This window comes from Streptomyces sp. NPDC089915, assembly GCF_040684675.1.
GTDB lineage: Bacteria > Actinomycetota > Actinomycetes > Streptomycetales > Streptomycetaceae > Streptomyces.
In genome coordinates this window covers 1-23,879 of sequence record NZ_JBFBGN010000018.1, presented here as the reverse complement: position 1 = coordinate 23,879, position 23,879 = coordinate 1, and the positions used below count along the sequence as shown (strand labels likewise).

Below are 23,879 nucleotides of genomic sequence, written 5' to 3'. Positions count from 1 at the left end.
CGTTCACCCCGCCCCGGACCACCCGAGAGAGAACCCTGAGACCATGCCCACCCCCGTTGAGCTGATCTCCCCCCGATCCCCGCGGGTGGCCGCCGCACGGCGGCTGGCGCGCCGGAACTTCCGCACCAAGGAGCGCAGGTTCCTCGCCGAGGGCCCCCAGGCCGTCCGCGAGGCGGTCGCGCACCGCGGGTCCCAGGGCGCGACCCTGATCGAGCTGTTCGCCACCGTCGAGGCCGCCGAGCGCTACGCCGACATCGTCGAGGCCGCGCTGCTGGGCGGGGCGCGCGTGCACTACGCCTCCGACGAGGTGCTCGCGGAGGTCTCGCAGACGGTCACCCCGCAGGGGCTCGTCGGCGTCTGCCACTTCCTGGACTCCCCCTTCGAGGAGATCCTCAAGTCCGGCCCGAAGCTCGTCGCCGTCCTCGCCCACGTCCGTGACCCCGGGAACGCCGGCACCGTGCTGCGCTGCGCCGACGCCGCGGGCGCGGACGCGGTCGTGCTGACCGACGCCTCCGTCGACCTCTACAACCCCAAGTCCGTCCGCGCCTCCGTGGGCTCCCTCTTCCACCTCCCGGTGGCCACCGGAGTCCCCGTCGAGCAGGCCGTGGCGGGGCTGCGGGCGGCGGGCGTACGGATCCTCGCGGCCGACGGGGCCGGCGAGGACGACCTCGACGCCGAACTGGACGCCGGAACCATGGGCGGTCCCTCGGCCTGGGTCTTCGGCAACGAGGCCTGGGGCCTGCCGGAGGAGACCCGGGCGCTCGCGGACGCCGTCGTACGGGTCCCGATCCACGGAAAAGCCGAGAGTCTGAACCTCGCCACGGCCGCCGCCGTGTGCCTCTACGCGTCCGCGCGTGCACAGCGGGCGTCCGGAGGGTGCCGCTCCGTGACCCCCAGCTAGTAATGTGGCCGTCCGGGGGCCCACTGAGCTACCCGGAGATGTGGGGTACGGGGACATGACCGTCGGCACGAACAGCTCGCCGGTGACCGCGGGAGCCGCGGGGCCGGCCGGGGAACGGCTCCCCGACACCCCCGGCGACCCCGACACCCCCGACGCCCTCTTCGCCGTCGACCCCGACGAGCTCCCCGACGGGCTCGTCGTCGCCGACCACGCGGGGCGCGTCGTCTGCTTCAACCGGGCCGCCTCCCGGATCACCGCCATCACGGCCGGCCGGGCCCTCGGCGCCCGCATCGAGAGCGCGCTCCCGCTGGAGGACCTCGAAGGCCGCCGCTGGTGGGCCCTGACCGACCACTACGGGGGTCTGGCCACCCGGCGCGGCCAGCCCGAGCGGAACCTGCTGCTGCCCGGCGGCCGCGAGGTGCTGGTGTCCGCCCGGTACGTGCGCACGCACCCCACCGGCCCGCTGAGCCGCCTCGTGGTCACCCTGCGCGGCACCGAGGCCCGCCGCCGCACCGAACGCAGCCACGCCGAGCTGATCGCCACCGTCGCGCACGAGCTGCGCTCCCCGCTGACCTCCGTCAAGGGCTTCACGGCGACCCTGCTCGCCAAGTGGGAGCGGTTCACCGACGACCAGAAGCGGCTGATGCTGGAGACCGTCGACGCCGACGCCAACCGCGTCACCCGGCTGATCGCGGAGCTCCTCGACATCTCCCGCATCGACTCCGGCCGGCTGGAGGTCCGCCGCCAGCCGGTCGACCTCGCCGCGGCCGTCGGCCGCCACGTCCAGGCGCTCACCGCGAACGGCCAGGCACCCGAGCGGTTCCTCGTACGGGTCAGCCGCCCGCTGCCCGACTGCTGGGCCGACCCGGACAAGATCGACCAGATCCTGGGCAACCTCCTCGAAAATGCGGTGCGCCACGGCGACGGAACGGTCACCATCGACGTAGCGCCGCATGAGAAGGGAACCGCCGTCACCGTGACCGACGAAGGCCCCGGGATCCCCGAGGAGTCGATGGGCCGCGTCTTCACCCGCTTCTGGCGGGGGAGCAAGCGCGGCGGCACCGGGCTGGGCCTGTACATCGTCAAGGGCATCGTGGAGGCCCACGGCGGCGGCATCACCGTCGGGCGCGGACCCGGCGGCGGCGCGGAGTTCCGATTTATGCTGCCCGTGAGCGCGCCGGCCTACCTCACCCAGTAACCCTGCGGAGAGTCTCGCCAGGCGGCCCACGGGCTTCCTCACCCCCGGCGGCCCTTAGACTCGTCCTTTGGCACCTTTGTGTCCTTGTGCCGATCACGTCGATCGAGTCGTGCGCGTCGTGCGGGGACCCACCAGCCAGCCATCGGAAGTACGGGAAGAGATGTCGGCACCGAACAAGTCGTACGACCCTGTCGAGGTCGAGGCACTGAAACCGGAAGAGATCGAGCGCATGCGGGACGAGGCGCTCGCCGCCTTCGCGTCCGCCGGCGACCTCGACGAGCTCCGCGAGGCGAAGACCGCGCACATGGGCGACCGCTCGCCCCTCGCGCTCGCCAACCGCGAGATCGGCGCCCTGCCGCCCCAGGCCAAGGCCGAGGCGGGCAAGCGCGTCGGACAGGCCCGCGGCGCCGTGAACAAGGCCTTCGGGGCCCGCACGGTCGCCCTGGAGGCCGAGCGCGACGAGCGGGTGCTGGTCGAGGAGGCGGTGGACGTCACGCTGCCCTACGACCGCGTGCCCGCCGGCGCCCGCCACCCGCTGACCACGCTGATGGACCGCATCGCGGACATCTTCGTCGGCATGGGCTACGAGGTCGCGGAAGGCCCCGAGGTCGAGGCGGAGTGGTTCAACTTCGACGCCCTCAACTTCACGCCCGACCACCCGGCCCGCCAGATGCAGGACACCTTCTTCGTCCAGGGCCCCCAGGGCACCCAGGGCGACGAGTCCGGCGTCGTGCTGCGCACCCACACCTCCCCGGTGCAGGCGCGCTCGCTGCTGGAGCGCAAGCCCCCCGTCTACATCGTCTGCCCGGGCCGCGTGTACCGCACCGACGAGCTCGACGCGACGCACACCCCCGTCTTCCACCAGGTCGAGCTGCTCGCCGTGGACGAGGGCCTGACCATGGCGGACCTCAAGGGCACCATGGACCACATGGTCCAGGAGCTCTTCGGCGAGGGCACCACCACCCGTCTGCGCCCGCACTTCTTCCCCTTCACCGAGCCGTCCGCCGAGATGGACATGCAGTGCTACGTCTGCCGCGGCGCCTCGGTGGGCAACCCCGACCGCCCCTGCCGTACCTGCTCCAGCGAGGGCTGGATCGAGCTCGGCGGCTGCGGCATGGTCAACCCGAAGGTGCTCGTCGCCTGCGGCGTGGACCCCGAGAAGTACAGCGGCTTCGCCTTCGGGTTCGGCATCGAGCGGATGCTGATGTTCCGCCACAACGTTGAAGACATGCGAGACATGGTCGAGGGTGACGTGCGCTTCACCCGGCCGTTCGGGAGTGAGATCTGATGCGCGTCCCGCTTTCCTGGCTGCGGGAGTACGTCGACCTCCCCGCGGGCGAGACCGGCCGCGACGTGGCCGCCAAGCTCGTCGACGCCGGTCTTGAGGTCGAGACCGTCGAGACGCTCGGCGCCGGCCTCAAGGGCCCCCTCGTCGTCGGCCGGGTGCTGACCATCGAGGAGCTCGAGGGCTTCCGCAAGCCCATCCGCTTCTGCACCGTCGACGTCGGCACCGCCAACGGCACCGGTGAACCGCAGGAGATCGTCTGCGGCGCCCGGAACTTCTCCGTCGGCGACAAGGTCGTCGTGGTCCTGCCCGGCGCCGTCCTGCCCGGCGACTTCGCGATCGCCTCGCGCAAGACGTACGGCCGGACCTCGCACGGCATGATCTGCTCCGGCGACGAGCTCGGCATGGGCGACGACGGCACGCACGGCATCATCGTGCTGCCGCCGGAGTACGAGCCCGGCACCGACGCGATCGAGCTGCTCCAGCTCGTCGACGAGGTCCTGGACATCGACATCACCCCGGACCGCGGCTACTGCATGTCGATGCGCGGTGTGGCCCGCGAGGCCGCCACCGCCTACGGCCTGCCGCTGCGCGACCCGGCGCTGCTCGACGTGCCCGCGCCGAACTCGTACGGCTACGCGGTGAAGATCTCCGACCCGCAGGGCTGCGACCGCTTCACCGCCCGCACGGTGACCGGCCTCGACCCCGAGGCGCGCTCCCCGATCTGGCTCACCCGCCGCCTCCAGAAGGCCGGCATGCGCCCGATCTCGCTCGCCGTCGACGTCACCAACTACGTGATGCTCGAACTGGGCCAGCCGCTGCACGCCTACGACCGCTCCCGCCTCGACGGCGAGATCGGCGTCCGCCGTGCCGAGCAGGGCGAGAAGTTCACCACCCTCGACGGGGTCAAGCGGACCCTCGACGCCGAGGACCTGGTGATCACCGACAACAGCGGCCCCATCGGGCTCGCCGGCGTCATGGGCGGTGCCAACACCGAGATCGCCGACTCCGTCACCGACCCCGAGACCGGCGTCGTCACCGGCACCACCGACGTGGTGATCGAGGCCGCGCACTTCGACTCCGTGTCGATCTCGCGCACCGCCCGCCGCCTCAAGCTGTCCTCCGAGGCCTCCAAGCGCTTCGAGCGCGGCGTCGACCCGCTCGCCGCCGCCGCGGCCGCGCAGCGCACCGTCGACCTCCTCGTGCTGCTCGCGGGCGGCACCGCCGAGGCCGGGGTCACCGAGCTCATCGCCCCGGGCGCCCCGCGCACCGTCGCGATGCGCGCCGACCACCCGGACCGGGTCGCCGGCATGGAGTACGGCCGCGAGACCGTCGTGCGCCGCCTCCAGGAGATCGGCTGCGACGTCTACGGCCAGGACGAGCTCGTCGTCACCGTCCCCTCGTGGCGGCCCGACCTCGCCGCGCCCAACGACCTCGCCGAGGAGGTCATCCGCCTGGAGGGCTACGGGAACCTCCCGTCCACCCTCCCGCAGGTGCCCTCCGGCCGCGGCCTGACCCCGCGCCAGCAGCTGCACCGCCGCGTCGGCCGCGCCCTGGCCGGCGCCGGCTACGTCGAGGCGCTGAGCTACCCGTTCATCGGCGAGGGCGTCCTCGACCAGCTCCAGCTGCCTGCGGACGACGCGGGCCGCCGGGTCGTCAAGCTGGTCAACCCGATCTCCGACGAGGAGCCGGCGCTGCGCACCACGCTGCTGCCGGGTCTGCTCGGCGCGCTGCGCCGCAACGACAGCCGGGGCAGCCACGACCTCGCGCTCTTCGAGACCGGTTCGGTCTTCCGGGCCGGCGACCGCCCGGGTGCCGCCGTACGGCTGCCCGTCGACCGCCGTCCCACGGACGAGGAGCTCGCCACCCTGGACGCGGCCCTGCCCGCACAGCCGCGGTACGCCGCGGTCGTGCTGGCCGGCGCCCGCGAGCAGGCCGGCTGGTGGGGCAAGGGCCGTCCGGCCGACTGGGCCGACGCGGTCCAGGCCGCCCGCGCGCTGGCCGTCGAGGCCGGCGCCGAGCTGGTCGTCCGCCAGGGCCAGTACGGTCCGTGGCACCCCGGCCGCTGCGCCGAGCTCGTCGTCACCCTCGACGGTGCCGAGAAGGTCATCGGCCACGCCGGTGAGCTGCACCCGCGCGTGGTCAAGGCCCTCGGCCTGCCGGCCCGCACCAGCGCCATGGAGCTCGACCTCGACCTCCTCGCGGCGGCCGGCGGCGAGGCCCTCCGGGCGCCGCGGATCTCCGGCTTCCCGGTGGCGACCCAGGACGTCGCGCTGATCGTCGACGCGGCCGTCCCGGCCGCGGGCGTCGAGGCCGCGCTGCGCCAGGGCGCCGGCGAACTGCTCGAATCGCTGCGGCTGTTCGACGTGTTCACCGGTGAGCAGGTCGGCGAGGGCAAGAAGTCCCTCGCCTACGCGCTGCGCTTCCGCGCGCCCGACCGCACCCTGACCGCCGAGGAGATCGCGGCCGCGCGCGACGCCGCCGTGGCCCTCGCCGGCGAGCGGACCGGGGCGGTGCTGCGCGGCGCCTGACCTGCCGTGAGCAGGAACCGCTGAAGGGCCCGTCCGGACCACCGGACGGGCCCTTCGTGCATAAGGGGCGATCCTCACTCATTCGGGTGAGAAGGACGGCGCGCCGTGTCCGGTACGTCAGGAGGTCGACACAATCGTTCCGGCCGACGAGGCGGAGGGGAGCGACCTACGGATGATCACGTGCCGCGATCCGCACCGGGCGCGCCTGGCGTGCGTCCTCGCCTGGGGCGGCGCCGCGGTGTCCTGGGAGCTGTCCACCCCGGGGCCGCTGGGGCCCAGCCTCGCGACCTGCGCCGCCTTCCTGGTCCTGGCCACGGGCAGCGCCCTGCACATCCGGCGGCGCCTCATCGCCGAGCTGCGGCGCTCGCGGGAGATCGCCCGGGCCACCCAGCGGGTGCTGCTGCGGCCGCTGCCCGGCCGGATCGACGGCCTGGCGCTGTGCGCCGCCCAGCTCTCCGCGAGCCGGGGCGCGGCGGTCGGCGGGGACCTGTACGAGGCGGTGCCGACGGCGTACGGGGTGCGGATGGTGATCGGGGACGTACGGGGGCACGGGCTGCCGGCCCTGGGCGCCGCCGCGGCGGTCCTCGGCTCCTTCCGCGAGGCCGCGTACGACGAGCCCTCGCTGGGCGGGGTGCTGCTGAGGATGGAACGGTCCCTGCGGCGGCACCTGCGCGCGGAGCCGGCCGCCTCCGGCGGGGAGGAGTTCGTGACGGTCCTGCTGCTCCAGATCGCCCCGGACAACACGGTCCTGGCCCTCAACTGCGGCCACCCGTGGCCGTACCTCCTGCGCCGCGCGGCCGTCCGGGAACCCTGCGGGGCGTTTCCCCCACCCACCCTTCCGCCGTTCCCGCCTCAATCGCCGGCGGGGCTGGGTTCGCGCAGCGAATTCCAGCCCGCGCGGCGTTTGAGCGCACCGGGCGCGGAGCGCACGGAACGGGGTCCGGGGCGGAGCCCCGGGGAACGGGGGAAGGGCGGGGCGGGGAGGGGCTCCGCGCAGCGGCACCACGAGGTGCGCGCACTGGACGGGGGCGAGACCTGGCCGCCGCTCGGGGTGCTGCCCGTCCCGCCGGGGGTCCGCGCGCAGGAGCTCGGCCAACTCCACCCCGGCGAAGCCCTCTTGCTGCACACCGACGGCGCCGAGGACGCCCGCGACCACCACGGGCGGTTCTTCCCGCTCACGAGCCACCTCGCGGAGCAGCAGACGCTCACGCCCGCGCGGCTGGTCGCGGGCGTGCACGCCGCCCTGCTGCGCCACACCGGCGGGCGGATCGCCGATGACGTCGCCCTGCTGGCGCTGCGCAACGACCGCCCCTGACCGGGGGCCGGACCGGCCCTGCACCGGCCCGGCCACGGCGGTGCCCCGTCCGGGGAGCGGATCCGTCCGGCCGGGGGGAGTGGAACGGCCCGGGCGGATCCGTGTCACCGGCGGAGCCGTTCCGCACCGGGCCGGTGGACGGGCCCGGTACGGAACCGGCCGGCCCGGCGGGGGCGCCCGGCGACCAACCGGGCGGCCCCCGCGGGCCGTGGTGCGCCGCCCGCCTGCCATGGAGTGTCGGGCAGACAGCAAGGCGGGCGGCGCGGTGCCGGGTCGTCGCACTGTACGAGGGGGAGCCGACGACCGGGCGGCCTCCTTGGCGAGGCCCCTAAGTGAAGCGCGGCCGGACCCCCTCGCGGCAGGGTGCGTATCGCATTTATGCGCGTTCTTGTTTCACACCCCGTGTGAATTGGACGCACCGCACCCCGCGGGCACCCCGCACCCACTAGCCTGAAGCCGACGAGCCCTTGGAGCGGCCCATGCAGCCCAACGCCCTGCTCGACGCCCTCCTCGCCGAGGCGGGAATGTCCCACGCCGGACTCGCCGCGCACGTCAACCAGGCGGGAAGGTCCCGCGGACTCGCGCTGCGCTACGAACACACCGCGGTCTCCCGCTGGTTGAAGGGGCAGCGCCCCCGGGGCCAGGTGCCCGACCTGATCTGCGAGGTGCTCGGCGGCCGGCTGCGGCGCCCCGTCGGCCTCGACGACATCGGGCTCGGCATCCCCGGCCGGCAGAACCCGCACGCCGACCGGCTCAGCGGGTTCGTGGACCGGGCCACCGCCCTGTGGCGCTCCGACGAGCTGGGCCGGCCCGCGCAGCTGACCGCGCAGGCCCTCACCGGCACCCCCGCCGTCATCCCGGTGTGGGAGTGGGAGAACCCGCCCGAGGACGCCGACGTCTCCCGCGCGGGCACCCACCGGATCGGCCCCGAGCACATCGAGATCCTGCGGGCCGCCCGGGCCCACTACGAGCTGATGTACCGCCGCGCCGGGGGCATGGCCACCCGGGCCCGGATCGTCCGCTTCCTCGGCAGCGAGACCGCCCCGATGCTGCGCGGCAGTTACCCCGACGACGTCGGGCGCCTGCTGCACCGCGCCACCGGGTCCCTGGTGGCGGTCGCGGGGATCTGCGCGTACGACTCCGACGCGCACGGCCTCGCCCAGCGCTACTTCCACCAGGCCCTGCGGCTCGCCAAGGCCAGCGGGGACCGGGGGCTGGGGGCGTACGTGATCGCCCTGCTGGTCAACCAGTCCCTGCACCTGCGGGACTTCCGCCAGGCCGTGGCCTTCGCCGAGGCCGCGCTGCGCGCCGCCGGCACCCGGACCACCCCGGCGCTGGCCGCCGACCTGTACGCGATGCAGGCCAAGGCCTACGCCCAGCTCGGCGACACCGCCGCCGCCCTGGCCTGCATCCGGCGCGCCGAGGCGGCCGCCGAGCGGATCCGGCCCGGCACCGAGCCCGCCGAGACGGGCTACGTCCAGCCCGGGCTGGTCAACGTGCAGGTGGCCGAGGCGCTCCTGAGCCTGGGAGACCTGGACGCCGCGCACGAGCAGGCGTCCGAGGCCGTCGGCACCCCGGCCCACGACCGGGGGCGGGTGCACCGGCTGGCCATGCTGTGCGAGATCCAGCTGCGCCAGGGGGAGGCGGACCGCGCGGTGGCCTCGGCGGCCGAAATGGCCGAGCGGGCCAAGGGGATGGAGTCGCTGCGGCTGCGGGACCGGCTGAAGACGGTCCGCGAAGCCCTGCTGAGCAGCGGCTGCGCCGGAGCGGAGGAGACCGCCGGCCTCATCGACGGGGCGCTGCGCGTTCCCTTGTGACGGCTTCAGCTGCTGCCATGTTGCCACCTACGAAGCGGAAGGCGGCAATACCGTGCAGTGGACGAACCTGAGTGAGCAGACCGTGTACAAGAACCGCTGGTTCGACGTGAACCTCGCGGACGTGGAACTGCCCGACGGCCGGCACCTGGACCACTTCGTCATCCGGCTGCGGCCGGTCGCAGTGGCCACCGCCGTCAACGAGGCGGACGAGGTGCTGCTGCTGTGGCGCCACCGGTTCATCACCGACAGCTGGGGCTGGGAACTGCCCGCCGGGGTGGTCGAGGACGGGGAGTCCGTCGAGGCGGCGGCGGCCCGGGAGATGGAGGAGGAGTCGGGCTGGCGGCCCGGCCCGCTCCACCACCTGATGACCGTCGAGCCCTCCAACGGGCTCACCGACGCCCGCCACCACCTCTACTGGGCGGAAGGGGCCACCCGCATCGGCGAACCGGAGGACGGCTTCGAGTCCTCGCGCCGCGAGTGGGTGCCGCTGAAGCTCGTCCCGGACATGATCGGGCGCGGGGAGATCCCGGCCGCCAACATGGCGGCCGGTCTGCTCCTGCTGCACCACCTCAGGCTGGGCTAGGGACGGCCTAGCCGTCCCCGCGCGCGGCGGCCGGCCGGCGCCGGGCCGCCGCCCGCTGGACCCGCCGGCCGAGGTTCTGCATCGGGATCTCGACCAGCCGGTACATCAGGTGGCTCACGAGCAGCAGCGCCGCGAGGAACAGCGCGGTCCAGGCGAGCCTGCCCAGCGGCGAGGACGGCAGCGGCGGCACCCCGACGAGGGGGCCGAGCACGTGTTTCAGCGGCAGGTGCACCAGGTACAGGGAGAAGCTGATCGCGCCGAGCCAGGTCAGGAACCGGGGGAAGCGGCGCTCCCGCAGCAGGAACCCGAGCCCGAACACGGCCCAGGCGGCCAGGTAGGCCGAGGACCAGGACGTCCAGCCCGTGGTCCAGGTGTGGTCCTCCAGGCCGTCGCGGTTGTACAGCCATCCGACCAGCACGCCCGAGACGATCACGAAGGCGCAGGCCAGCAGGGAGGGCAGGCGCCCGCGTTGGCCGTGCTGGGCCCGGTACACCGCCGTTCCGGCGAACATGGTGGCGAAGATCGTCCACGTCTCGTACCAGGGGGCCCGGCTGTTCAGGGTGATCAGCGTCAGGCCGAGCCCGCCGAGGAGCAGGGCGCCCGCGCCGGTCGCCCTGGGGCGGCCGCTGAGCACCCCGGCGAAACCGGCGAGCACGACGGGGACGACGACCAGCAGGAGGAGCCGCACCGAGTGGGGGTCGGGCGTCAGGAGCTTCTCGCCGACGGCCGTGCCGACCACCAGGGCGAGGGCGGCGCAGCCGGCCGCGATGGGCGCGCTGTGCCGGTGCAGACCGCGGGTGAACAGGGCGGTGACGAGGAAGTAGAAGACCATCTCGTAGCAGAGCGTCCACGTGACGTTCATGCCGTTGGTGACGCCCAGGACGTCTTGCAGCAGCAGGCTGTTGGCGAGCACCGAGGCGAGGTCGTCGCCGGTGCGCAGGACGCGGACGGCGTTGTCGCCGGCCGGCAGCACCAGGAGGGCGACGACCACCGTGACGACCAGTGCCGGGTGGATCCGGAAGAACCGCCCGATCCAGAACCCCCGGACGTCGCCGCGGCGTTCGAGCGAGGCCGGGATGATGTAGCCGCTGACTATGAAGAACAGCATGACCCCGAAGAGGCCGAGGTCGAAGTTCTCCGCCACGCCCGCCCCGCCCGGCACCATCCCCAGCACGCCGAAGTGGTGGAGTGCCACGACGAGGGCGGCGAAGCCGCGCAGGGCGTCGAGCCAGCCGAGCCGGGCCCCTCGGGAGGCGGCCGGGGCGGGGGAAGCGGAAGCGGGTGCGTCGGCGGCCGGGGGCCTCGCCGGTGAGGTCGTGGGGCTCTTCACCGGAAGGACCCTAGCCGCACCCCGGCCGCCGCGCGGGCGACCGAGGTCCTTCTCACACCGGCGCGGTAGGCCCGCCGTGTCGGATCAGCCGTACGGGTAGAAACCCGAACCCGTCTTGCGGCCCAGCCGGCCCGCGTCGACCATCCGCTGGAGCAGCGGGGGAGCGGCGTACAGCGGCTCCTTGTACTCCGTGTACATCGAGTCGGCGATCGACGCGATGGTGTCCAGGCCGATCAGGTCGGACAGCTTCAGCGGGCCCATGGGGTGGGCGCAGCCCAGCTCCATGCCGTTGTCGATGTCCTCGCGGCTGGCGATGCCGGACTCGAACATCCGGATCGCGGACAGCAGGTACGGGACCAGGAGGGCGTTGACGACGAAGCCGGACCGGTCCTGGGCGCGGACGGCGTGCTTGCCGAGGACCTCGCGCACGAGGGCCTCGGACCGCTTGACGGTCTCCTCGCTCGTGGTCAGCGCGGGGATCAGCTCCACCAGCCGCTGCACGGGCGCCGGGTTGAAGAAGTGGATGCCGATGACCTGGTCGGGCCGCGAGGTCGCGACGGCCAGCTTGACCAGCGGGATCGAGGAGGTGTTGGAGGCGAGGATCGCGTCCGGGCGGGTGATCACCTGGTCGAGGACCTGGAAGATCTCCGTCTTGACCTGCTCGTTCTCGACGACGGCCTCGATGACGAGGTCGCGGTCGGCGAACTCGCCGAGGTCGGTGGTGAAGGTGAGGCGGGCCAGGGTGGCGTCCCGCTCCTCCTCGCTGATCTTGCCGCGTTCGGCGGCCTTGGTCAGCGAGTTGTGCAGCCGGGTGCGCCCGATCTCCAGGGCCTCCCCGGTGGTCTCGGCGACCTTCACCTCAAGACCGCTGCGGGCGCACACCTCCGCGATGCCCGCGCCCATCTGGCCACAGCCCACCACGCCGACCCTGGTGATGTCGGTCGGGAGGGTAGAGAGGTCCGTCACATCGTGCCTTTCGCTGCTCATCCATCGCGGGTCCCCCGTAGTTCGGCAGTGGTAACTGCACCCCGGCGCCCGCCACGCCCCCCGACGTTACTCCCGTCCTTGCCGCCGGTGGCGGGGCGGGGCGGGCATGCTGGGCCTTCGCGAAACGTTGTCACGGAGTGGAACGGAGTCGTCACATGACGTACATCGGACGGCGGGGGCTGCTGGCGGGAGCGGCGGGAGCGCTGGCCGCGGCGGCGGGCACGGGCCCGGCCGGCGCGGCGGCCGGCGGCCCGGAGGCGGCCGGCCGGCCGGCGCGGGGGCCGGGGCGTGCCGCCGCGGGCGGGGGAGGGGGCCGGGCGGCGGCCCGGGAGTTCCGGGGGATGTGGATCGCGACCGTACAGAACGTGGACTGGCCCTCCGCGTCGGGCCTCGCCGCCCGGGAGCAGCGCGCGGAGCTGACGGCGCTCCTCGACACCGCCGTCCGGCGCCGGCTCAACGCGGTCGTCCTCCAGGTCCGCCCGGCCGCGGACTCCTTCTGGCCGTCGGCGCGCGAGCCCTGGTCGCAGTGGCTGACCGGGACCCAGGGCAAGGACCCGGGCTGGGACCCGCTGGGTACGGCCGTCACCGAGGCGCACGCGCGCGGGCTGGAGCTGCACGCCTGGTTCAACCCGTACCGGGTGGCCAACCACACCGACCCCTCCCGGCTCTCGGCCGCGCACCCGGCCCGCCGCAACCCCGACTGGGCGGTCCCGTACGGGGGCAAGCTCTACTACAACCCGGGGCTGCCGCAGGTGCGGACGTTCGTGCAGGAGGCGATGCTCGACGCCGTCTCCCGCTACCCGGTCGACGGGGTGCACTGGGACGACTACTTCTACCCGTACCCGGTGTCGGGGGAGTACTTCGACGACGACGACGCCTACGCCGAGTACGGGGCCTCCTTCAGCTCCCGCGCCGCCTGGCGCCGCCACAACACCGACACGCTGGTCTCCGAGATGAGCCGGCGGCTGCGCCAGGTCCGCCCGGCGGCGCGGTTCGGCGTCAGCCCCTTCGCGGTGTGGCGCAACCGGGACACGGACCCGCTCGGCTCGCCGACGCGGGCGGGCGTGCAGACGTACGACGACCTGTACGCGGACACCCGCAGGTGGGTCCGGGAGGGCTGGCTCGACTACATCGTGCCGCAGGCCTACTGGCAGATCGGCCACCCGCAGGCGGACTACGCGGCGATCGTGCCCTGGTGGGCGCGGACGGTCGCGGGCACCGGCGTGGACCTCTACGTGGGCGAGGCGCTGTACCGCTGCGACGCGCACAGCTCCACGCCCGCCTGGCGCGATCCGGCGGAGCTGTCCCGGCACCTGACCCTGGCCAAGAAGTACGCGGAGGTGCGCGGCCACGTCTACTTCTCGGCGAAGCAGGTGGCCGCGGACCCCAACGGCGCGATGGCGAGGGTCGTCGCCGACCACTACCAGGCGGTGGCGGCGCCCCGCTGATCGGATGTCAGATGGTTCAGCGCCAGGTGGCGGACCCGCCCTCGGGCCGGTCCGGGTGGCGTACCACGCAGTCGGGACCGGGGGACATCACGGCGTCGTGCCCGTCCGGGAAGTGCACCCGGTACGGGGGCGCGCCGTTCTCGCCCAGCACCTCGACGATCTCTCCCACCCTGTCGTGCTGGCCCACGATCCTGCCGTGCTGCACCAGCTGGTCGCCCTCGGTCGCTCGCATCTGCTGACCTCCCTCGGAACAGGTCCGGTCCGGTGCCAGTAGTTTAGGCCGATCCGGGGCTATTTGACCCGTTGGGTGACGGTGATGCAGACCAGGACCGCCCCGGCGGCCAGCGGGGTCGCCGGGGACAGGTGCTCGCCCAGCAGCGCCACCGACCAGACCAGGGTCAGCAGCGGCTGGGCGAGCTGGAGCTGACTGGCGCGCGGGGCGCCGATGGCGGCCATGCCCCGGTACCAGACGTAGAGCCCGAGGAAGGTCGAACCGGCCGCCGCCCACACCAGGCCGGCCGCTCCGTGCCAGGTCAGGTGGACCGGCTCGGCCGCGAGGCCGAGCGCGGAGCCGGCCAGTGCGAGCGGCAGGCACAGCACCAGGGCCCAGCCGATCACCTGCCAGCCCGGCATCAGCCGGGCCAGCCGCCCGCCCTCGGTGTAGCCGGCGGCGCAGACCAGGAGCGCCCCGAACAGGTAGGCGTCCCCCGCCGAGGGGGCGCCGCCGCTCTGCGCCAGGGTGAAGCCGAGGACCACCAGGGCCCCGGCGACGGCCGCCGCCCAGAAGGCCCGGGGCGGCCGGGTCCCGGTGCGCAGGGCCGACAGGGCGGCCCTGGTCAGCGGGAGCAGGCCGACCACGACGGCGGCGTGCGAGGTGGTGGAGGTCTGCAGGGCGAGCGTGGTCAGCAGCGGGAAGCCCACGACCACCCCGCCGGCGACGACGGCCAGCCCCGCCCAGTGCCTCCGGTCCGGCAGCGGCACCCGTCCGGCGAGCAGGAAGCCGGCGGCGATGACGGCGGCCAGGACGCTGCGCAGCGCCACGAAGGACCAGGGGCCGAAGCTCTCCAGCCCCCAGGCGGTGGCGGGGAAGGTCAGCGAGAAGGCGACCACCCCGAGGAGGGCGAGGGCGGTACCGCTCCGGGCGCCGCTGTGGCCCCCCACCTGGACTGCTATCGAGGTCGGGCGAGTAGCGCTATTCTGTGCTGTCATGTACGAGCGTAGCAGTGTGGCGGAACTGGCGGAATCCCTGCGGTCCGAGCTCGACCGCTACCCGGTGGGTGGAAAGCTCCCCTCAAGTCGGGCTCTGGTCGAGCGCTACCGCGTCAGCCCCGTCACCGTCTCCCGGGCCCTCGCCCAGCTCGCGGCCGAGGGGCTCGTGGTCACCCGGCCCGGCGCCGGCGTCTACCGCGCCCACCCCCGCACCGCCGAGCCCGCGCCCGGGGACACCTCCTGGCAGGAGGTCGCCCTGAGCGCCGAAGGGGCCGGGGAGGTGGTCCCGCGCTCCGTCGACGCCTCCGGGCTGCTGTCCACGCTGGCCGTGCCGCCGCCCGGGGTCATCGAGCTCAACACCGGCTACCTGCACCCCTCCCTCCAGCCCGAGCGGGCCATGGCCGCCGCCCTGGCCCGGGCCGGGCGCCGGCCCGGGGCCTGGGGTCGCCCGCCGATGGAGGGGCTGCTGGAGCTCCGCGACTGGTTCGCCCGGGAGATCGGCGGCGCGGTCGGGGCGCTGGGCGCCGCCGACGTGATGATCACCGCGGGCGGGCAGAGCGCCCTGACCACCGCCCTGCGGGCGCTGGCCCCGCCGGGCGCTCCCGTCCTGGTCGAGTCGCCCACCTACCCCGGGCTGCTGGCCATCGCCCGCGCCTCGGGCTGCCGGCCGGTGCCCGTCCCCGTCGACGCCGACGGGGTCCGCCCCGATCTGCTGGCCGCCGCCTTCGAGGCCACCGGGGCACGGGTCTTCGTCTGCCAGCCGCTGTTCCAGAACCCGACCGGGGCCGTCCTCTCCGCCGAGCGCAGGCCCGAGGTGCTGCGGATCGCCCGGGCCGCCGGGGCCTTCGTCGTCGAGGACGACTACGCCCGCAGCCTCGCCCACGAGGACGCCGGCCCGCTGCCCGCCACCCTGGCCGCCGAGGACGCGGACGGGATCGTCGTCCACGTCCGCTCCCTGACCAAGGTCACCTCGCCCAGCCTGCGCGTCGGCGCCCTCGCCGCCCGGGGCCCGGTGCTGGACCGGCTGCGCGCCATCCAGGTCGTCGACAGCTTCTTCGTGCCCCGCCCGCTCCAGGAGGCCGCCCTCGAACTGGTCGGCGCCCCCGCCTGGCCGCGCCACCTGAGGTCCGTCGCCGCCGAACTGCGCCACCGGCGCGACGTGCTCGCCGGGGCCCTGCGCCGGGAGCTGCCCGGGGCGGAGGTGCCCCACCTGCCGCGCGGCGGCTACCAGCTGTGGGTGCGCCCGGCCGGCGGCGGCAGCGACGCCGAGTTCGCGGCGGCCGCCCTGCGCGCCGGGGTCGCGGTCGCGCCCGGCCGGCCGTACTTCTGCGCCGAACCCCCGGCCGCGTACGTCCGGATGAGCTTCGCCGGTGTCTCGGGCCCGGGGGAGCTGGTGGAGGCCGTCCAGCGGCTGCGCGGCGGGCTGCGCTGGCCCTGACCTGCGGGCCCCGACCCGCCGGCCTTGAGCCGGGGCCCTGAGCCGCCGGCGGCCAAACCCCGTTGAGGCGGCGGGAGCCGCGCGTCTAGCCTGCGGCCCATGACCGAGATCGAGATCACCTCCCTGTCCCGCCGCCCCGAGCTGGCCTCGCGGCTGTGGGACATGGAGGACTCCTGGCCCGAGTTCGCCCAGCACGACGCCGTCGCCTGGCTGCTCTACCCGCGCCTGGTCGCGGAGTTCCCCGACCACGTGTTCATCGCCACCGACGGCGACGAGGTGGTGGCCCGGGCCTTCAGCGTGCCGTTCGCCCTGCACACCGCCGAACGCGGCGGGGCGCTGCCCGCGCAGGGCTGGGACCGGGTGCTGATGTGGGCCTTCTCCGACCAGCGGCGCGGGATCCGGCCCGACACGGTCAGCGCCCTGGAGATCTCCGTGGCCTCGGGCCGGCAGGGGGAGGGGCTCTCCGGCCGGATGCTGGCCGCGATGCGCGCGGGCGCCCGCGCCGCCGGGTTCACGGAGGTCGTGGCCCCCGTCCGGCCGAGCGGGAAGCCCGCGGAGCCCGAGACCCCGATGTCCGAGTACGCGTACCGCACCCGCGAGGACGGCCTCCCGTACGACCCGTGGCTGCGGGTCCACGTCAGGGCGGGGGCCGTCATCGACTCCGTGGCCCCGCTCTCGATGACCGTCACCGGCTCCCTCGCCGAGTGGCGCCGGTGGACCGGGCTGCCCTTCGACGAGGCCGGGCCGGTCCGCGTACCGGGCGCGCTGGGCCTCGTCCACTGCGAGCCGGAGCACGGCTACGCCGTCTACGTGGAACCCAACGTCTGGGTCCGCCACCCGCTCACGGAGCCCGTGGACTGAACACGGCGTTTGATTGGCGTCGCCGGGAAACGGGCGCGGTCAATCCGCGGCCCCCGCTACGTTGCGGCCATGATCGAGATTCGTGGGGCGGGCGCGGTCGACGGGGACGCGCTCGGGGAGATCCACGCAGCCGCCTGGGGGGCCGCGTACGGCCCCTTCTTCACCCCCGAGTTCGCCGCGGCGGCCACCGGCGTGGCCGCCGCCCTGATGACGGGCACGCTGGTGCGGCTGCGCGCCGACGGCTTCCTCGCGAGCGGCGCCCCGCGCCGCCGCGACTTCCGTGACGGCCACCCCCTTGAACAGGTCGAACACGAGCGGGACCGTTGAGGTGCCGGACCCCGGAACACCTTTGCATAACCCTGCAAAGGTACGTATAGTCATGCCATCGAAGAGGAGGGTCCGATGGTGGTACGTGTAGCGGTGGCCGGAGCGAGCGGATACGCGGGCGGTGAGGTCCTGCGCCTGCTGCTCTCCCACCCCGAGGTGGAGATCGGCGCGCTGACCGGACACTCCAACGCCGGACAGCTCCTCGGCGGCCTGCAGCCGCACCTGGTGCCGCTCGCCGGACGGACCCTGGAGCCGACCACGGCCGAGGTCCTCGCCGGACACGATGTCGTCTTCCTCGCCCTTCCGCACGGGCAGTCCGCCGCCGTCGCCGCCGAGCTCGGCGACGAGGTCCTCGTCGTCGACATGGGCGCCGACCACCGGCTGAAGGACTCCGCCGACTGGGACCGCTTCTACGGCGCCCCGCACGCCGGGACCTGGCCCTACGGCCTCCCCGAGCTCCCCGGAGCCCGGGCCGCCCTCGCCGGCTCCAAGCGGATCGCCGTGCCCGGCTGCTTCCCCACCGCCGTCTCGCTCGCGCTCTACCCCGCCTACCAGGCGCGGCTCGCCGAGCCCGAGGCCGTGGTCGTCGCCGCCACCGGCACCTCCGGCGCCGGCAAGGCCCTCAAGGCGCACCTGCTGGGCGCCGAGGTCATGGGCACCGTCAGCCCCTACGGCGTCGGCGGCGTCCACCGCCACACCCCCGAGATGGTGCAGAACCTCTCCCCCCTCGCCGGGGAGCGGGTCTCCGTCTCCTTCACCCCCAACCTCGTGCCCATGCCGCGCGGCATCCTCGCCACCTGCTCGGCCAAGGCCCGCCCCGGCACCACCGCGGAGTCGCTGCGCGCCGCCTACGAGAAGGCGTACGCGGACGAGACCTTCGTCCAGCTCCTCCCCGAGGGCGTCTGGCCCACCACGAAGTCGGTGTACGGCTCCAACTCCGTCCACCTCCAGGTCGCCTATGACGAGTCCGCCCAGCGGGTCATCGCCATCAGCGCGATCGACAACCTGACCAAGGGCACCGCCGGCGGCGCGGTGCAGAGCATGAACATCGCCCTCGGCCTCCCCGAGGCACTGGGTCTTTCCACGATCGGAGTCGCACCGTGAGCGTCACGGCAGCACAGGGATTCACGGCGGCGGGCATCGCCGCCGGGATCAAGGCGAACGGCAATCCCGACCTGGCCCTCGTGGTCAACAACGGGCCGCGACTGGCCGCCGCCGGCGTCTTCACCTCCAACCGCGTCAAGGCCGCCCCGGTCCGCTGGTCCGAGCAGGTCCTGCGCGGCGGTACGGTCAGCGCCGTCGTCCTCAACTCCGGCGGCGCCAACGCCTGCACCGGCCCCAAGGGCTTCCAGGACACCCACGCGACCGCCGAGAAGGTCGCCGCCACCCTCAATGAGAACGGTCTCGGCGGCGAGCACAACGCCGGCGAGATCGCCGTCGCCTCCACCGGCCTGATCGGCGTCCTCCTGCCCATGGACAGGCTGCTCCCCGGCATCGAGACGGCCGCCGGCGCCCTCTCCGCCGACGGCGGCGAGGCCGCGGCCATCGCCATCAAGACCACCGACACCGTGCACAAGACGGCCACGGCCGGCCAGGACGGCTGGACCGTCGGCGGCATGGCCAAGGGCGCGGGCATGCTCGCCCCGGGCCTGGCCACCATGCTCGTCGTCCTCACCACCGACGCCGACCTGGACGCCGCCACCCTCGACAAGGCGCTGCGCGACGCCACCCGCACCACCTTCGACCGGGTCGACTCCGACGGCTGCATGTCCACCAACGACACGGTGCTGCTGCTCGCCTCCGGCGCCTCCGGGCAGGCCCCGGCGTACGAGGACTTCGCCGCCGCCGTCCGCGCCGTCTGCGACGACCTCGCCCGCCAGCTCATCGGCGACGCCGAGGGCGCCAGCAAGGACATCCGCATCGAGGTGATCGGCGCGGTCAGCGAGGACGACGCGGTCGAGGTCGGCCGGTCCATCGCCCGCAACAACCTCCTCAAGTGCGCCATCCACGGCGAGGACCCCAACTGGGGCCGGGTGCTCTCCGCCATCGGCACCACCAAGGCCGCCTTCGACCCGGACCGCCTGAACGTCGCCATCAACGGCGTCTGGGTCTGCCGGAACGGCTCGGTCGGCGAGGACCGCGACCTGGTCTCCATGAAGGGCCGCGAGGTGCACATCACCGCGGACCTGGCCGGCGGCACCGAGTCGGCGGTCATCTGGGCCAACGACCTGACGGCCGAGTACGTCCACGAGAACAGCGCGTACTCCTCATGAGCGCCGCGAGGAAGCACACCGCGCTGCCCAAGGCACAGATCCTCATCGAGGCGCTGCCCTGGCTCACCCGCCACAACGGCAAGATCGTCGTCATCAAGTTCGGCGGCAACGCCATGGTCGACGAGGCCCTGAAGGCGGCCTTCGCCCAGGACGTGGTGTTCCTGCGCCAGGCCGGGCTCAAGCCCGTCGTGGTCCACGGCGGAGGCCCCCAGATCAAGGCCCAGCTCGCCAAGGAGGGCCTGGTCAGCGAGTTCAAGGCGGGCCTGCGCGTCACCACCCCCGAGGCGATGGACATCGTCCGGATGGTGCTGGCCGGGCAGGTCCAGCGCGAGCTGGTCGGACTGCTCAACCAGCACGGCCCGCTGGCCGTCGGCATGACCGGCGAGGACGCCCACACCATCACCGCCACCCAGCACAAGCCGGAGATCGAGGGCGAGCTCGTCGACATCGGCCGGGTCGGGGAGATCACCTCCATCGACACCGGGGCGATCGAGGCCCTCCTCGCCGACGGCCGGATCCCGGTCATCTCCTCCATCGCCCGCAGCGCCGACGACGGCCACGTCTACAACGTCAACGCCGACACCGCGGCCGCCGCCCTGGCCGCCGCCCTCGGCGCCGAGACGCTGATGGTCCTCACCGACGTCGAGGGCCTCTACGCGGACTGGCCCAACAGCGACGAGGTCATCAGCCGGCTCACCGTCAGCGAGCTGGAGAAGCTGCTGCCCGAGCTGTCCAGCGGCATGGTCCCCAAGATGGAGGGCTGCCTGCACGCCGTGCGCGGCGGGGTCCCCACGGCACGCGTCCTCGACGGCCGCGTCCCGCACTCGATCCTGCTGGAGATCTTCACCGACCAGGGCATCGGCACGATGGTCCTGCCCGACCCGAAGCCCGAGACACCGCAGCCCGGAACACCGCGAGGGGGAGCAGCACAGTGACGCACAACGAGGAGTACGCGGCCCGCTGGCAGGGCGCGCTCACCGACAACTACGGCACCCCGGCGGTGGCCCTCGTACGCGGCGAGGGCGCGCAGGTCTGGGACGCGGACGGCAGGCAGTACACCGACTTCGTCGGCGGCATCGCGGTCAACGCCCTCGGCCACGCCCACCCGGCGATCGTCGAGGCCGTCACCGCGCAGGTGAAGACCCTCGGCCACGTCTCCAACCTCTTCGCCTCCGAGCCGGTCCTCGCGCTCGGCGAGCGGCTGCTCCAGCTGTTCGGCCGCGAGGGGCGGGTCTTCTTCTGCAACTCGGGCACAGAGGCGGTCGAGGCCGTCTTCAAGATCGGTCGGCTCACCGGCCGGACGCACATGGTCGCCACCGACGGCGGCTTCCACGGCCGGACCATGGGCGCCCTCGCGCTCACCGGCCAGCCCAAGAAGCAGGAGCCCTTCCTCCCGCTGCCGGGCGAGGTCACGCACGTCCCCTACGGCGACGTCGAGGCCCTGCGGGCCGCCGTCACCGAGGAGACCGCGCTCGTCCTCATCGAGCCGGTCCAGGGCGAGAACGGCGTGGTCGTCCCGCCCGCCGGCTACCTGACGGCCGCCCGCGAGATCACCCGGGCCACCGGCACCCTGCTCGCCCTCGACGAGGTCCAGACCGGCATCGGCCGCTGCGGCACCTGGTTCGAGTACCAGCAGCACGAGGGCGTCGAACCCGACCTCGTCACCCTGGCCAAGGGCCTCGGCGGCGGCCTGCCCATCGGCGCCGTGGCCGCCTTCGGCCCGAGTGCCGGGCTGCTCCGGCCGGGCCAGCACGGCACCACCTTCGGCGGGAACCCGGTGGCCTGCGCCGCCGGCCTCGCGGTGATCGACACCATCGCCACCGAAGGACTGCTGGACCAGGTCAAGGCGCGGGGCGAGCGGCTGCGCTCCGGAATCGAGTCCTCCGGTCATGGGCTGGTCTCCCACGTCCGCGGCTCGGGCCTGTTGCTGGGTATCGTGCTGACGGAGCCCCTCGCACCGAAGGTGCAGCTGGCGGCTCAGCAGGCCGGATTCCTGGTCAACGCGCCCGCCCCCGACGTCGTACGGCTGATGCCCCCGTTCGTCATCACCGAGGCCGAGGTCGACGCGTTCGTCCGGGCACTTCCCGGCATCCTCGACGAAGCGGGACGATCCGGAGAATGAGACGACGATGAGCCAGGCGCAGGAACACGAGCAGAACGGCGGCCCCTCCGTTCCGCAGACCCGCACCGCCCGCCACCGCCGGATCGTGGACATCCTCAACCGGCAGCCGGTCCGCTCCCAGAGCCAGCTGGCCAAGCTCCTCGCCGACGACGGGCTGAGCGTCACCCAGGCGACGCTCTCCCGCGACCTCGACGAGCTGGGCGCGGTGAAGATCCGCAACACCGGAGGCGAGCTGATCTACGCGGTCCCCAGCGAGGGCGGCTTCCGCACCCCGCAGGCCCCGCTCGGCGAATCGGCGAAGGAGGAGCGCATGCGGCGCCTCTCCGGCGAACTGCTGATCTCGGCCGAGGCCTCCGCGAACCTCGTGGTCCTGCGCACCCCGCCGGGGGCGGCGCAGTTCCTCGCCTCGGCCATCGACCAGGCCGAACTCCACGCCGTCCTCGGCACCATCGCCGGCGACGACACCCTGATGCTCATCAGCCGCGACCCCTCCGGCGGCCAGGCCCTGGCCGACCACATGCTGCGCCTGGCGCAGAAGGAGGGCTAGCCCCCGGGCTAGTACCGGGTCACGGCCAGCGGGCCGTCCTCGGTGCCGACGGCGATGTGCGGGGCGCGGCGGGGGTTCGCCCAGCGCAGGAGCTCGCGCATCGCACCCTCCGGCACGGAGACGCAGCCGGCCGTGGCGCCCCTGCCGTTCACGTGCAGGAAGATGCCCGCGCCCCGGCCGCGGACCGGGTGCTCGTAGTTGAAGCCGATGACCAGGGCGTGCGCGTACTGCTCCCCGTACGCCGCCAGGTGCTCGGACTCGCCCGGCGCGCAGTCGGCGGGCAGCGGCTCCGTCCACCGGTTGTAGGCGGCGGAGGCGTTGTCCTGGCACCACCACGAACGGTCCGTCACCCGCCGGTAGGCGTACTGCGTCCCGGCCGGCGCGTGCGCGGTGCCGAAGGCGTAGGGGAGGTCGTACAGCCCGGCCGGGGTGGTGTTCGTGCCCTGGGTCCGGGCCGCCCCCTCGGTCAGGCCGTTCGCGCCGAACCGGGCGGGGGCGCGCCCGGCCTCGTACCAGTGGCCCGCACGCCGGTCCCACCAGGTCAGCAGGCCCGTGGTCGATCCGGGCGCGGGGGCGACGGCGGTGATCAGCTGGCTGCCGCCGCCGGTGTCGGCGAGGCGCTCGGGCAGCGGGTCGGGCCCGTGCGGCCACAGCCCGGCGAGGACCAGGGAACCGGCGATCAGAACGTTGCGCAGCACGGGTCAGACGGTACGGCCCGCACGGCCGGGGCCGGGGGCGGGCATGCCGCCACCACCCGATCGGCCGCCCCCGGCCCCCTCCGTACGCCACACCGCACCCGCCGCGTCGTCCGGGGCGGGGGTCCCGTGCCGTCAGGCCCAGGGGGAGCGGTACAGCCGCAGGTCCTGGCAGCCCAGTGCGCGCGCGGCCCGCGCCAGCAGGCCGCCCAGCTCCGTGCGTTCCGCCTCGCCCTCCTCCAGGGTGGACAGCCAGTTCCAGCCAGCCACCCGGTCCCGGGCGCGCCGCCGCGTCCCCGGGTCCGGGTCGTCCAACAGGGCCACCGACGCCCGGAGTTCGGCGCTCCCGCCCCGGCCCTCCAGCAGCCGGAAGCCGGCCCGCCGGGTGTGCGGGCGCGACTGCGGCCCGGTCAGGGCGGCCAGCGCCGCGGGGTCCAGCCGCAGGGCCCCCGGGAGCAGGTACAGCGCGGCCTCGCGGGCCGCCGAAGCAGAGGAGCCCTCCAGCAGGGCCAGCAGCACCGGGGTCTCCACGCGGGCCCCCAGCGTCCGCAGCCCCGCCAGGGCGGCGGCCCGCACCGGGCCCGCGGGGTGCTCCAGCAGGCCGCGCAGCAGCGGGACGTCCTCCCGCCCGGCCACCTCGGTGAAGCCGGTCACCGCGTACCCGCTCACCAGCGCCGGGTCGGCGAGGACCGTCCGGTAGTGCGCGTACGGGTCGCCGCCGGCCTGGCGCATCAGCCAGCGGGCGCAGGCCCGCACCGACCCCGCCCGGTCGGCGAGGAAGCGGTCGGCCTCCGCCGCCCGCCCGGCCCGCCGCAGGGCGGTCACCCCGGCCGCCCGGACCGCCGGGAAGCGCGAGCCGAGCAGGGCGTCGACCGCCCCCTCGTCCGGCCCGCCGGCGGCCAGCGCCGCCAGGGCGGCGTCCGTCCTCCTGATCCAGATCTTCCGGATCACGGAACCCGCCTCCACCGGCTCCTGCGAGCTGCTGCGGATGTCCTCCGAACGGCTGAGCGGC

The 23,879-nt window shown here is 74.2% G+C and carries 21 protein-coding genes and 1 pseudogene; 16 read left to right on the top strand and 6 right to left on the bottom strand.

All coding sequences use genetic code 11. The features are described from left to right. Positions 1 to 43: 43 nt before the first annotated feature. From AB0O29_RS08455 to AB0O29_RS08425, 7 genes are all read left to right on the top strand, one after another. Entirely contained in the window at positions 44 to 901 is an 858-nt protein-coding gene (locus tag AB0O29_RS08455) for an RNA methyltransferase (protein ID WP_365148075.1), read from the top strand. Positions 902 to 956: 55 nt separating this feature from the next. Then, entirely contained in the window at positions 957 to 2,099 is a 1,143-nt protein-coding gene (locus AB0O29_RS08450; RefSeq protein WP_365148072.1) for a PAS domain-containing sensor histidine kinase, read from the top strand. Positions 2,100 to 2,259: 160 nt separating this feature from the next. Next, positions 2,260 to 3,387, top strand: coding sequence for a phenylalanine--tRNA ligase subunit alpha (gene pheS, locus AB0O29_RS08445; protein WP_365148069.1), 1,128 nt, complete (start codon positions 2,260 to 2,262; stop codon positions 3,385 to 3,387). Next, on the top strand, positions 3,387 to 5,915 hold the full coding sequence (gene pheT / locus AB0O29_RS08440) for a phenylalanine--tRNA ligase subunit beta (RefSeq protein WP_365148066.1): 2,529 nt from the start codon (positions 3,387 to 3,389) through the stop codon (positions 5,913 to 5,915). The genes pheS and pheT overlap by 1 nt, the downstream gene beginning before the upstream one ends. Before the next feature lie 172 nt (positions 5,916 to 6,087). After that, positions 6,088 to 7,230 carry a PP2C family protein-serine/threonine phosphatase gene (locus AB0O29_RS08435; protein WP_365148063.1) on the top strand — a complete coding sequence of 381 codons (1,143 nt, stop codon included), beginning with the start codon at positions 6,088 to 6,090 and terminating at the stop codon, positions 7,228 to 7,230. Positions 7,231 to 7,709: 479 nt separating this feature from the next. Continuing rightward, on the top strand, positions 7,710 to 9,047 hold the full coding sequence (locus AB0O29_RS08430) for a transcriptional regulator (protein WP_365148060.1): 1,338 nt from the start codon (positions 7,710 to 7,712) through the stop codon (positions 9,045 to 9,047). Positions 9,048 to 9,099: 52 nt separating this feature from the next. After that, entirely contained in the window at positions 9,100 to 9,630 is a 531-nt protein-coding gene (locus AB0O29_RS08425) for an NUDIX domain-containing protein (RefSeq protein WP_365148057.1), read from the top strand. Between the two features lie 7 nt (positions 9,631 to 9,637). Here the strand turns inward: AB0O29_RS08425 and AB0O29_RS08420 are convergent, their stop codons facing one another. Continuing rightward, positions 9,638 to 10,960, bottom strand: coding sequence for an acyltransferase (locus AB0O29_RS08420; RefSeq protein WP_365148054.1), 1,323 nt, complete (start codon positions 10,958 to 10,960; stop codon positions 9,638 to 9,640). An 84-nt stretch (positions 10,961 to 11,044) separates the two neighbouring features. Continuing rightward, positions 11,045 to 11,947: a 3-hydroxybutyryl-CoA dehydrogenase gene (locus AB0O29_RS08415; RefSeq protein WP_351885702.1), complete on the bottom strand. Its 903-nt coding sequence runs from the start codon at positions 11,945 to 11,947 to the stop codon at positions 11,045 to 11,047. Between the two features lie 155 nt (positions 11,948 to 12,102). On the opposite strand from AB0O29_RS08415, the gene AB0O29_RS08410 reads away from it, so the two are divergent. After that, positions 12,103 to 13,395 (top strand): family 10 glycosylhydrolase, encoded by a 1,293-nt coding sequence (locus tag AB0O29_RS08410; RefSeq protein ID WP_365148050.1) that lies wholly within the window; start codon positions 12,103 to 12,105, stop codon positions 13,393 to 13,395. Between the two features lie 16 nt (positions 13,396 to 13,411). On the opposite strand, the gene AB0O29_RS08405 is transcribed toward AB0O29_RS08410, so the two are convergent. Both AB0O29_RS08405 and AB0O29_RS08400 read right to left on the bottom strand, forming a co-directional pair. Further along, positions 13,412 to 13,627 (bottom strand): DUF1918 domain-containing protein, encoded by a 216-nt coding sequence (locus AB0O29_RS08405; protein WP_365148047.1) that lies wholly within the window; start codon positions 13,625 to 13,627, stop codon positions 13,412 to 13,414. Positions 13,628 to 13,686: 59 nt separating this feature from the next. Continuing rightward, positions 13,687 to 14,604 carry a DMT family transporter gene (locus tag AB0O29_RS08400; RefSeq protein ID WP_365148044.1) on the bottom strand — a complete coding sequence of 306 codons (918 nt, stop codon included), beginning with the start codon at positions 14,602 to 14,604 and terminating at the stop codon, positions 13,687 to 13,689. Here AB0O29_RS08400 and AB0O29_RS08395 point away from each other — a divergent pair. From AB0O29_RS08395 to AB0O29_RS08360, 8 genes are all read left to right on the top strand, one after another. After that, positions 14,603 to 16,042, top strand: a complete 1,440-nt coding sequence (locus AB0O29_RS08395) for a PLP-dependent aminotransferase family protein (protein ID WP_365148041.1) — start codon at positions 14,603 to 14,605, stop codon at positions 16,040 to 16,042. The two genes, AB0O29_RS08400 and AB0O29_RS08395, sit on opposite strands and share 2 nt — an antisense overlap. A 99-nt stretch (positions 16,043 to 16,141) precedes the next feature. Continuing rightward, on the top strand, positions 16,142 to 16,903 hold the full coding sequence (locus AB0O29_RS08390) for an N-acetyltransferase (protein WP_365148038.1): 762 nt from the start codon (positions 16,142 to 16,144) through the stop codon (positions 16,901 to 16,903). Positions 16,904 to 16,972: 69 nt separating this feature from the next. Beyond that, positions 16,973 to 17,230 carry a hypothetical protein gene (locus AB0O29_RS08385; RefSeq protein ID WP_365148035.1) on the top strand — a complete coding sequence of 86 codons (258 nt, stop codon included), beginning with the start codon at positions 16,973 to 16,975 and terminating at the stop codon, positions 17,228 to 17,230. Positions 17,231 to 17,305: 75 nt separating this feature from the next. Further along, positions 17,306 to 18,334 (top strand): N-acetyl-gamma-glutamyl-phosphate reductase, encoded by a 1,029-nt coding sequence (gene argC / locus AB0O29_RS08380; protein WP_365148032.1) that lies wholly within the window; start codon positions 17,306 to 17,308, stop codon positions 18,332 to 18,334. Further along, on the top strand, positions 18,331 to 19,503 hold the full coding sequence (gene argJ / locus AB0O29_RS08375) for a bifunctional glutamate N-acetyltransferase/amino-acid acetyltransferase ArgJ (RefSeq protein WP_365148029.1): 1,173 nt from the start codon (positions 18,331 to 18,333) through the stop codon (positions 19,501 to 19,503). The genes argC and argJ overlap by 4 nt, the downstream gene beginning before the upstream one ends. Beyond that, positions 19,500 to 20,438 carry an acetylglutamate kinase gene (argB, locus tag AB0O29_RS08370; RefSeq protein WP_365148026.1) on the top strand — a complete coding sequence of 313 codons (939 nt, stop codon included), beginning with the start codon at positions 19,500 to 19,502 and terminating at the stop codon, positions 20,436 to 20,438. The genes argJ and argB overlap by 4 nt, the downstream gene beginning before the upstream one ends. Continuing rightward, a complete protein-coding gene (locus AB0O29_RS08365) occupies positions 20,435 to 21,625 on the top strand; it encodes an acetylornithine transaminase (protein ID WP_365148023.1) in 1,191 nt (396 codons plus the stop codon). Before argB ends, AB0O29_RS08365 begins: the two co-directional genes overlap by 4 nt. Before the next feature lie 7 nt (positions 21,626 to 21,632). Next, on the top strand, positions 21,633 to 22,172 hold the full coding sequence (locus AB0O29_RS08360; RefSeq protein WP_079425174.1) for an arginine repressor: 540 nt from the start codon (positions 21,633 to 21,635) through the stop codon (positions 22,170 to 22,172). A gap of 8 nt (positions 22,173 to 22,180) precedes the next feature. On the opposite strand, the gene AB0O29_RS08355 is transcribed toward AB0O29_RS08360, so the two are convergent. Together AB0O29_RS08355 and AB0O29_RS08350 are read right to left on the bottom strand one after the other, a co-directional pair. Further along, complete coding sequence (locus tag AB0O29_RS08355; RefSeq protein ID WP_365148219.1) at positions 22,181 to 22,855, bottom strand: L,D-transpeptidase family protein; 675 nt, start codon at positions 22,853 to 22,855, stop codon at positions 22,181 to 22,183. Between the two features lie 147 nt (positions 22,856 to 23,002). Continuing rightward, positions 23,003 to 23,879: pseudogene (locus AB0O29_RS08350) on the bottom strand (hypothetical protein); the annotation flags it as partial.

Coding starts and splice junctions, on each gene's coding strand:
- argC (WP_365148032.1), top strand. CDS start 17,306: ATGGTGGTACGTGTAGCGGTGGCCGGAGCGAGCGGATACGCGGGCGGT.
- AB0O29_RS08455 (WP_365148075.1), top strand. CDS start 44: ATGCCCACCCCCGTTGAGCTGATCTCCCCCCGATCCCCGCGGGTGGCC.
- AB0O29_RS08410 (WP_365148050.1), top strand. CDS start 12,103: ATGACGTACATCGGACGGCGGGGGCTGCTGGCGGGAGCGGCGGGAGCG.
- AB0O29_RS08400 (WP_365148044.1), bottom strand. CDS start 14,604: ATGACAGCACAGAATAGCGCTACTCGCCCGACCTCGATAGCAGTCCAG.
- AB0O29_RS08395 (WP_365148041.1), top strand. CDS start 14,603: ATGTACGAGCGTAGCAGTGTGGCGGAACTGGCGGAATCCCTGCGGTCC.
- AB0O29_RS08360 (WP_079425174.1), top strand. CDS start 21,633: ATGAGCCAGGCGCAGGAACACGAGCAGAACGGCGGCCCCTCCGTTCCG.
- pheS (WP_365148069.1), top strand. CDS start 2,260: ATGTCGGCACCGAACAAGTCGTACGACCCTGTCGAGGTCGAGGCACTG.
- argB (WP_365148026.1), top strand. CDS start 19,500: ATGAGCGCCGCGAGGAAGCACACCGCGCTGCCCAAGGCACAGATCCTC.
- AB0O29_RS08385 (WP_365148035.1), top strand. CDS start 16,973: ATGATCGAGATTCGTGGGGCGGGCGCGGTCGACGGGGACGCGCTCGGG.
- AB0O29_RS08450 (WP_365148072.1), top strand. CDS start 957: ATGACCGTCGGCACGAACAGCTCGCCGGTGACCGCGGGAGCCGCGGGG.
- AB0O29_RS08390 (WP_365148038.1), top strand. CDS start 16,142: ATGACCGAGATCGAGATCACCTCCCTGTCCCGCCGCCCCGAGCTGGCC.
- AB0O29_RS08435 (WP_365148063.1), top strand. CDS start 6,088: ATGATCACGTGCCGCGATCCGCACCGGGCGCGCCTGGCGTGCGTCCTC.
- AB0O29_RS08415 (WP_351885702.1), bottom strand. CDS start 11,947: ATGAGCAGCGAAAGGCACGATGTGACGGACCTCTCTACCCTCCCGACC.
- AB0O29_RS08405 (WP_365148047.1), bottom strand. CDS start 13,627: ATGCGAGCGACCGAGGGCGACCAGCTGGTGCAGCACGGCAGGATCGTG.
- pheT (WP_365148066.1), top strand. CDS start 3,387: ATGCGCGTCCCGCTTTCCTGGCTGCGGGAGTACGTCGACCTCCCCGCG.
- AB0O29_RS08430 (WP_365148060.1), top strand. CDS start 7,710: ATGCAGCCCAACGCCCTGCTCGACGCCCTCCTCGCCGAGGCGGGAATG.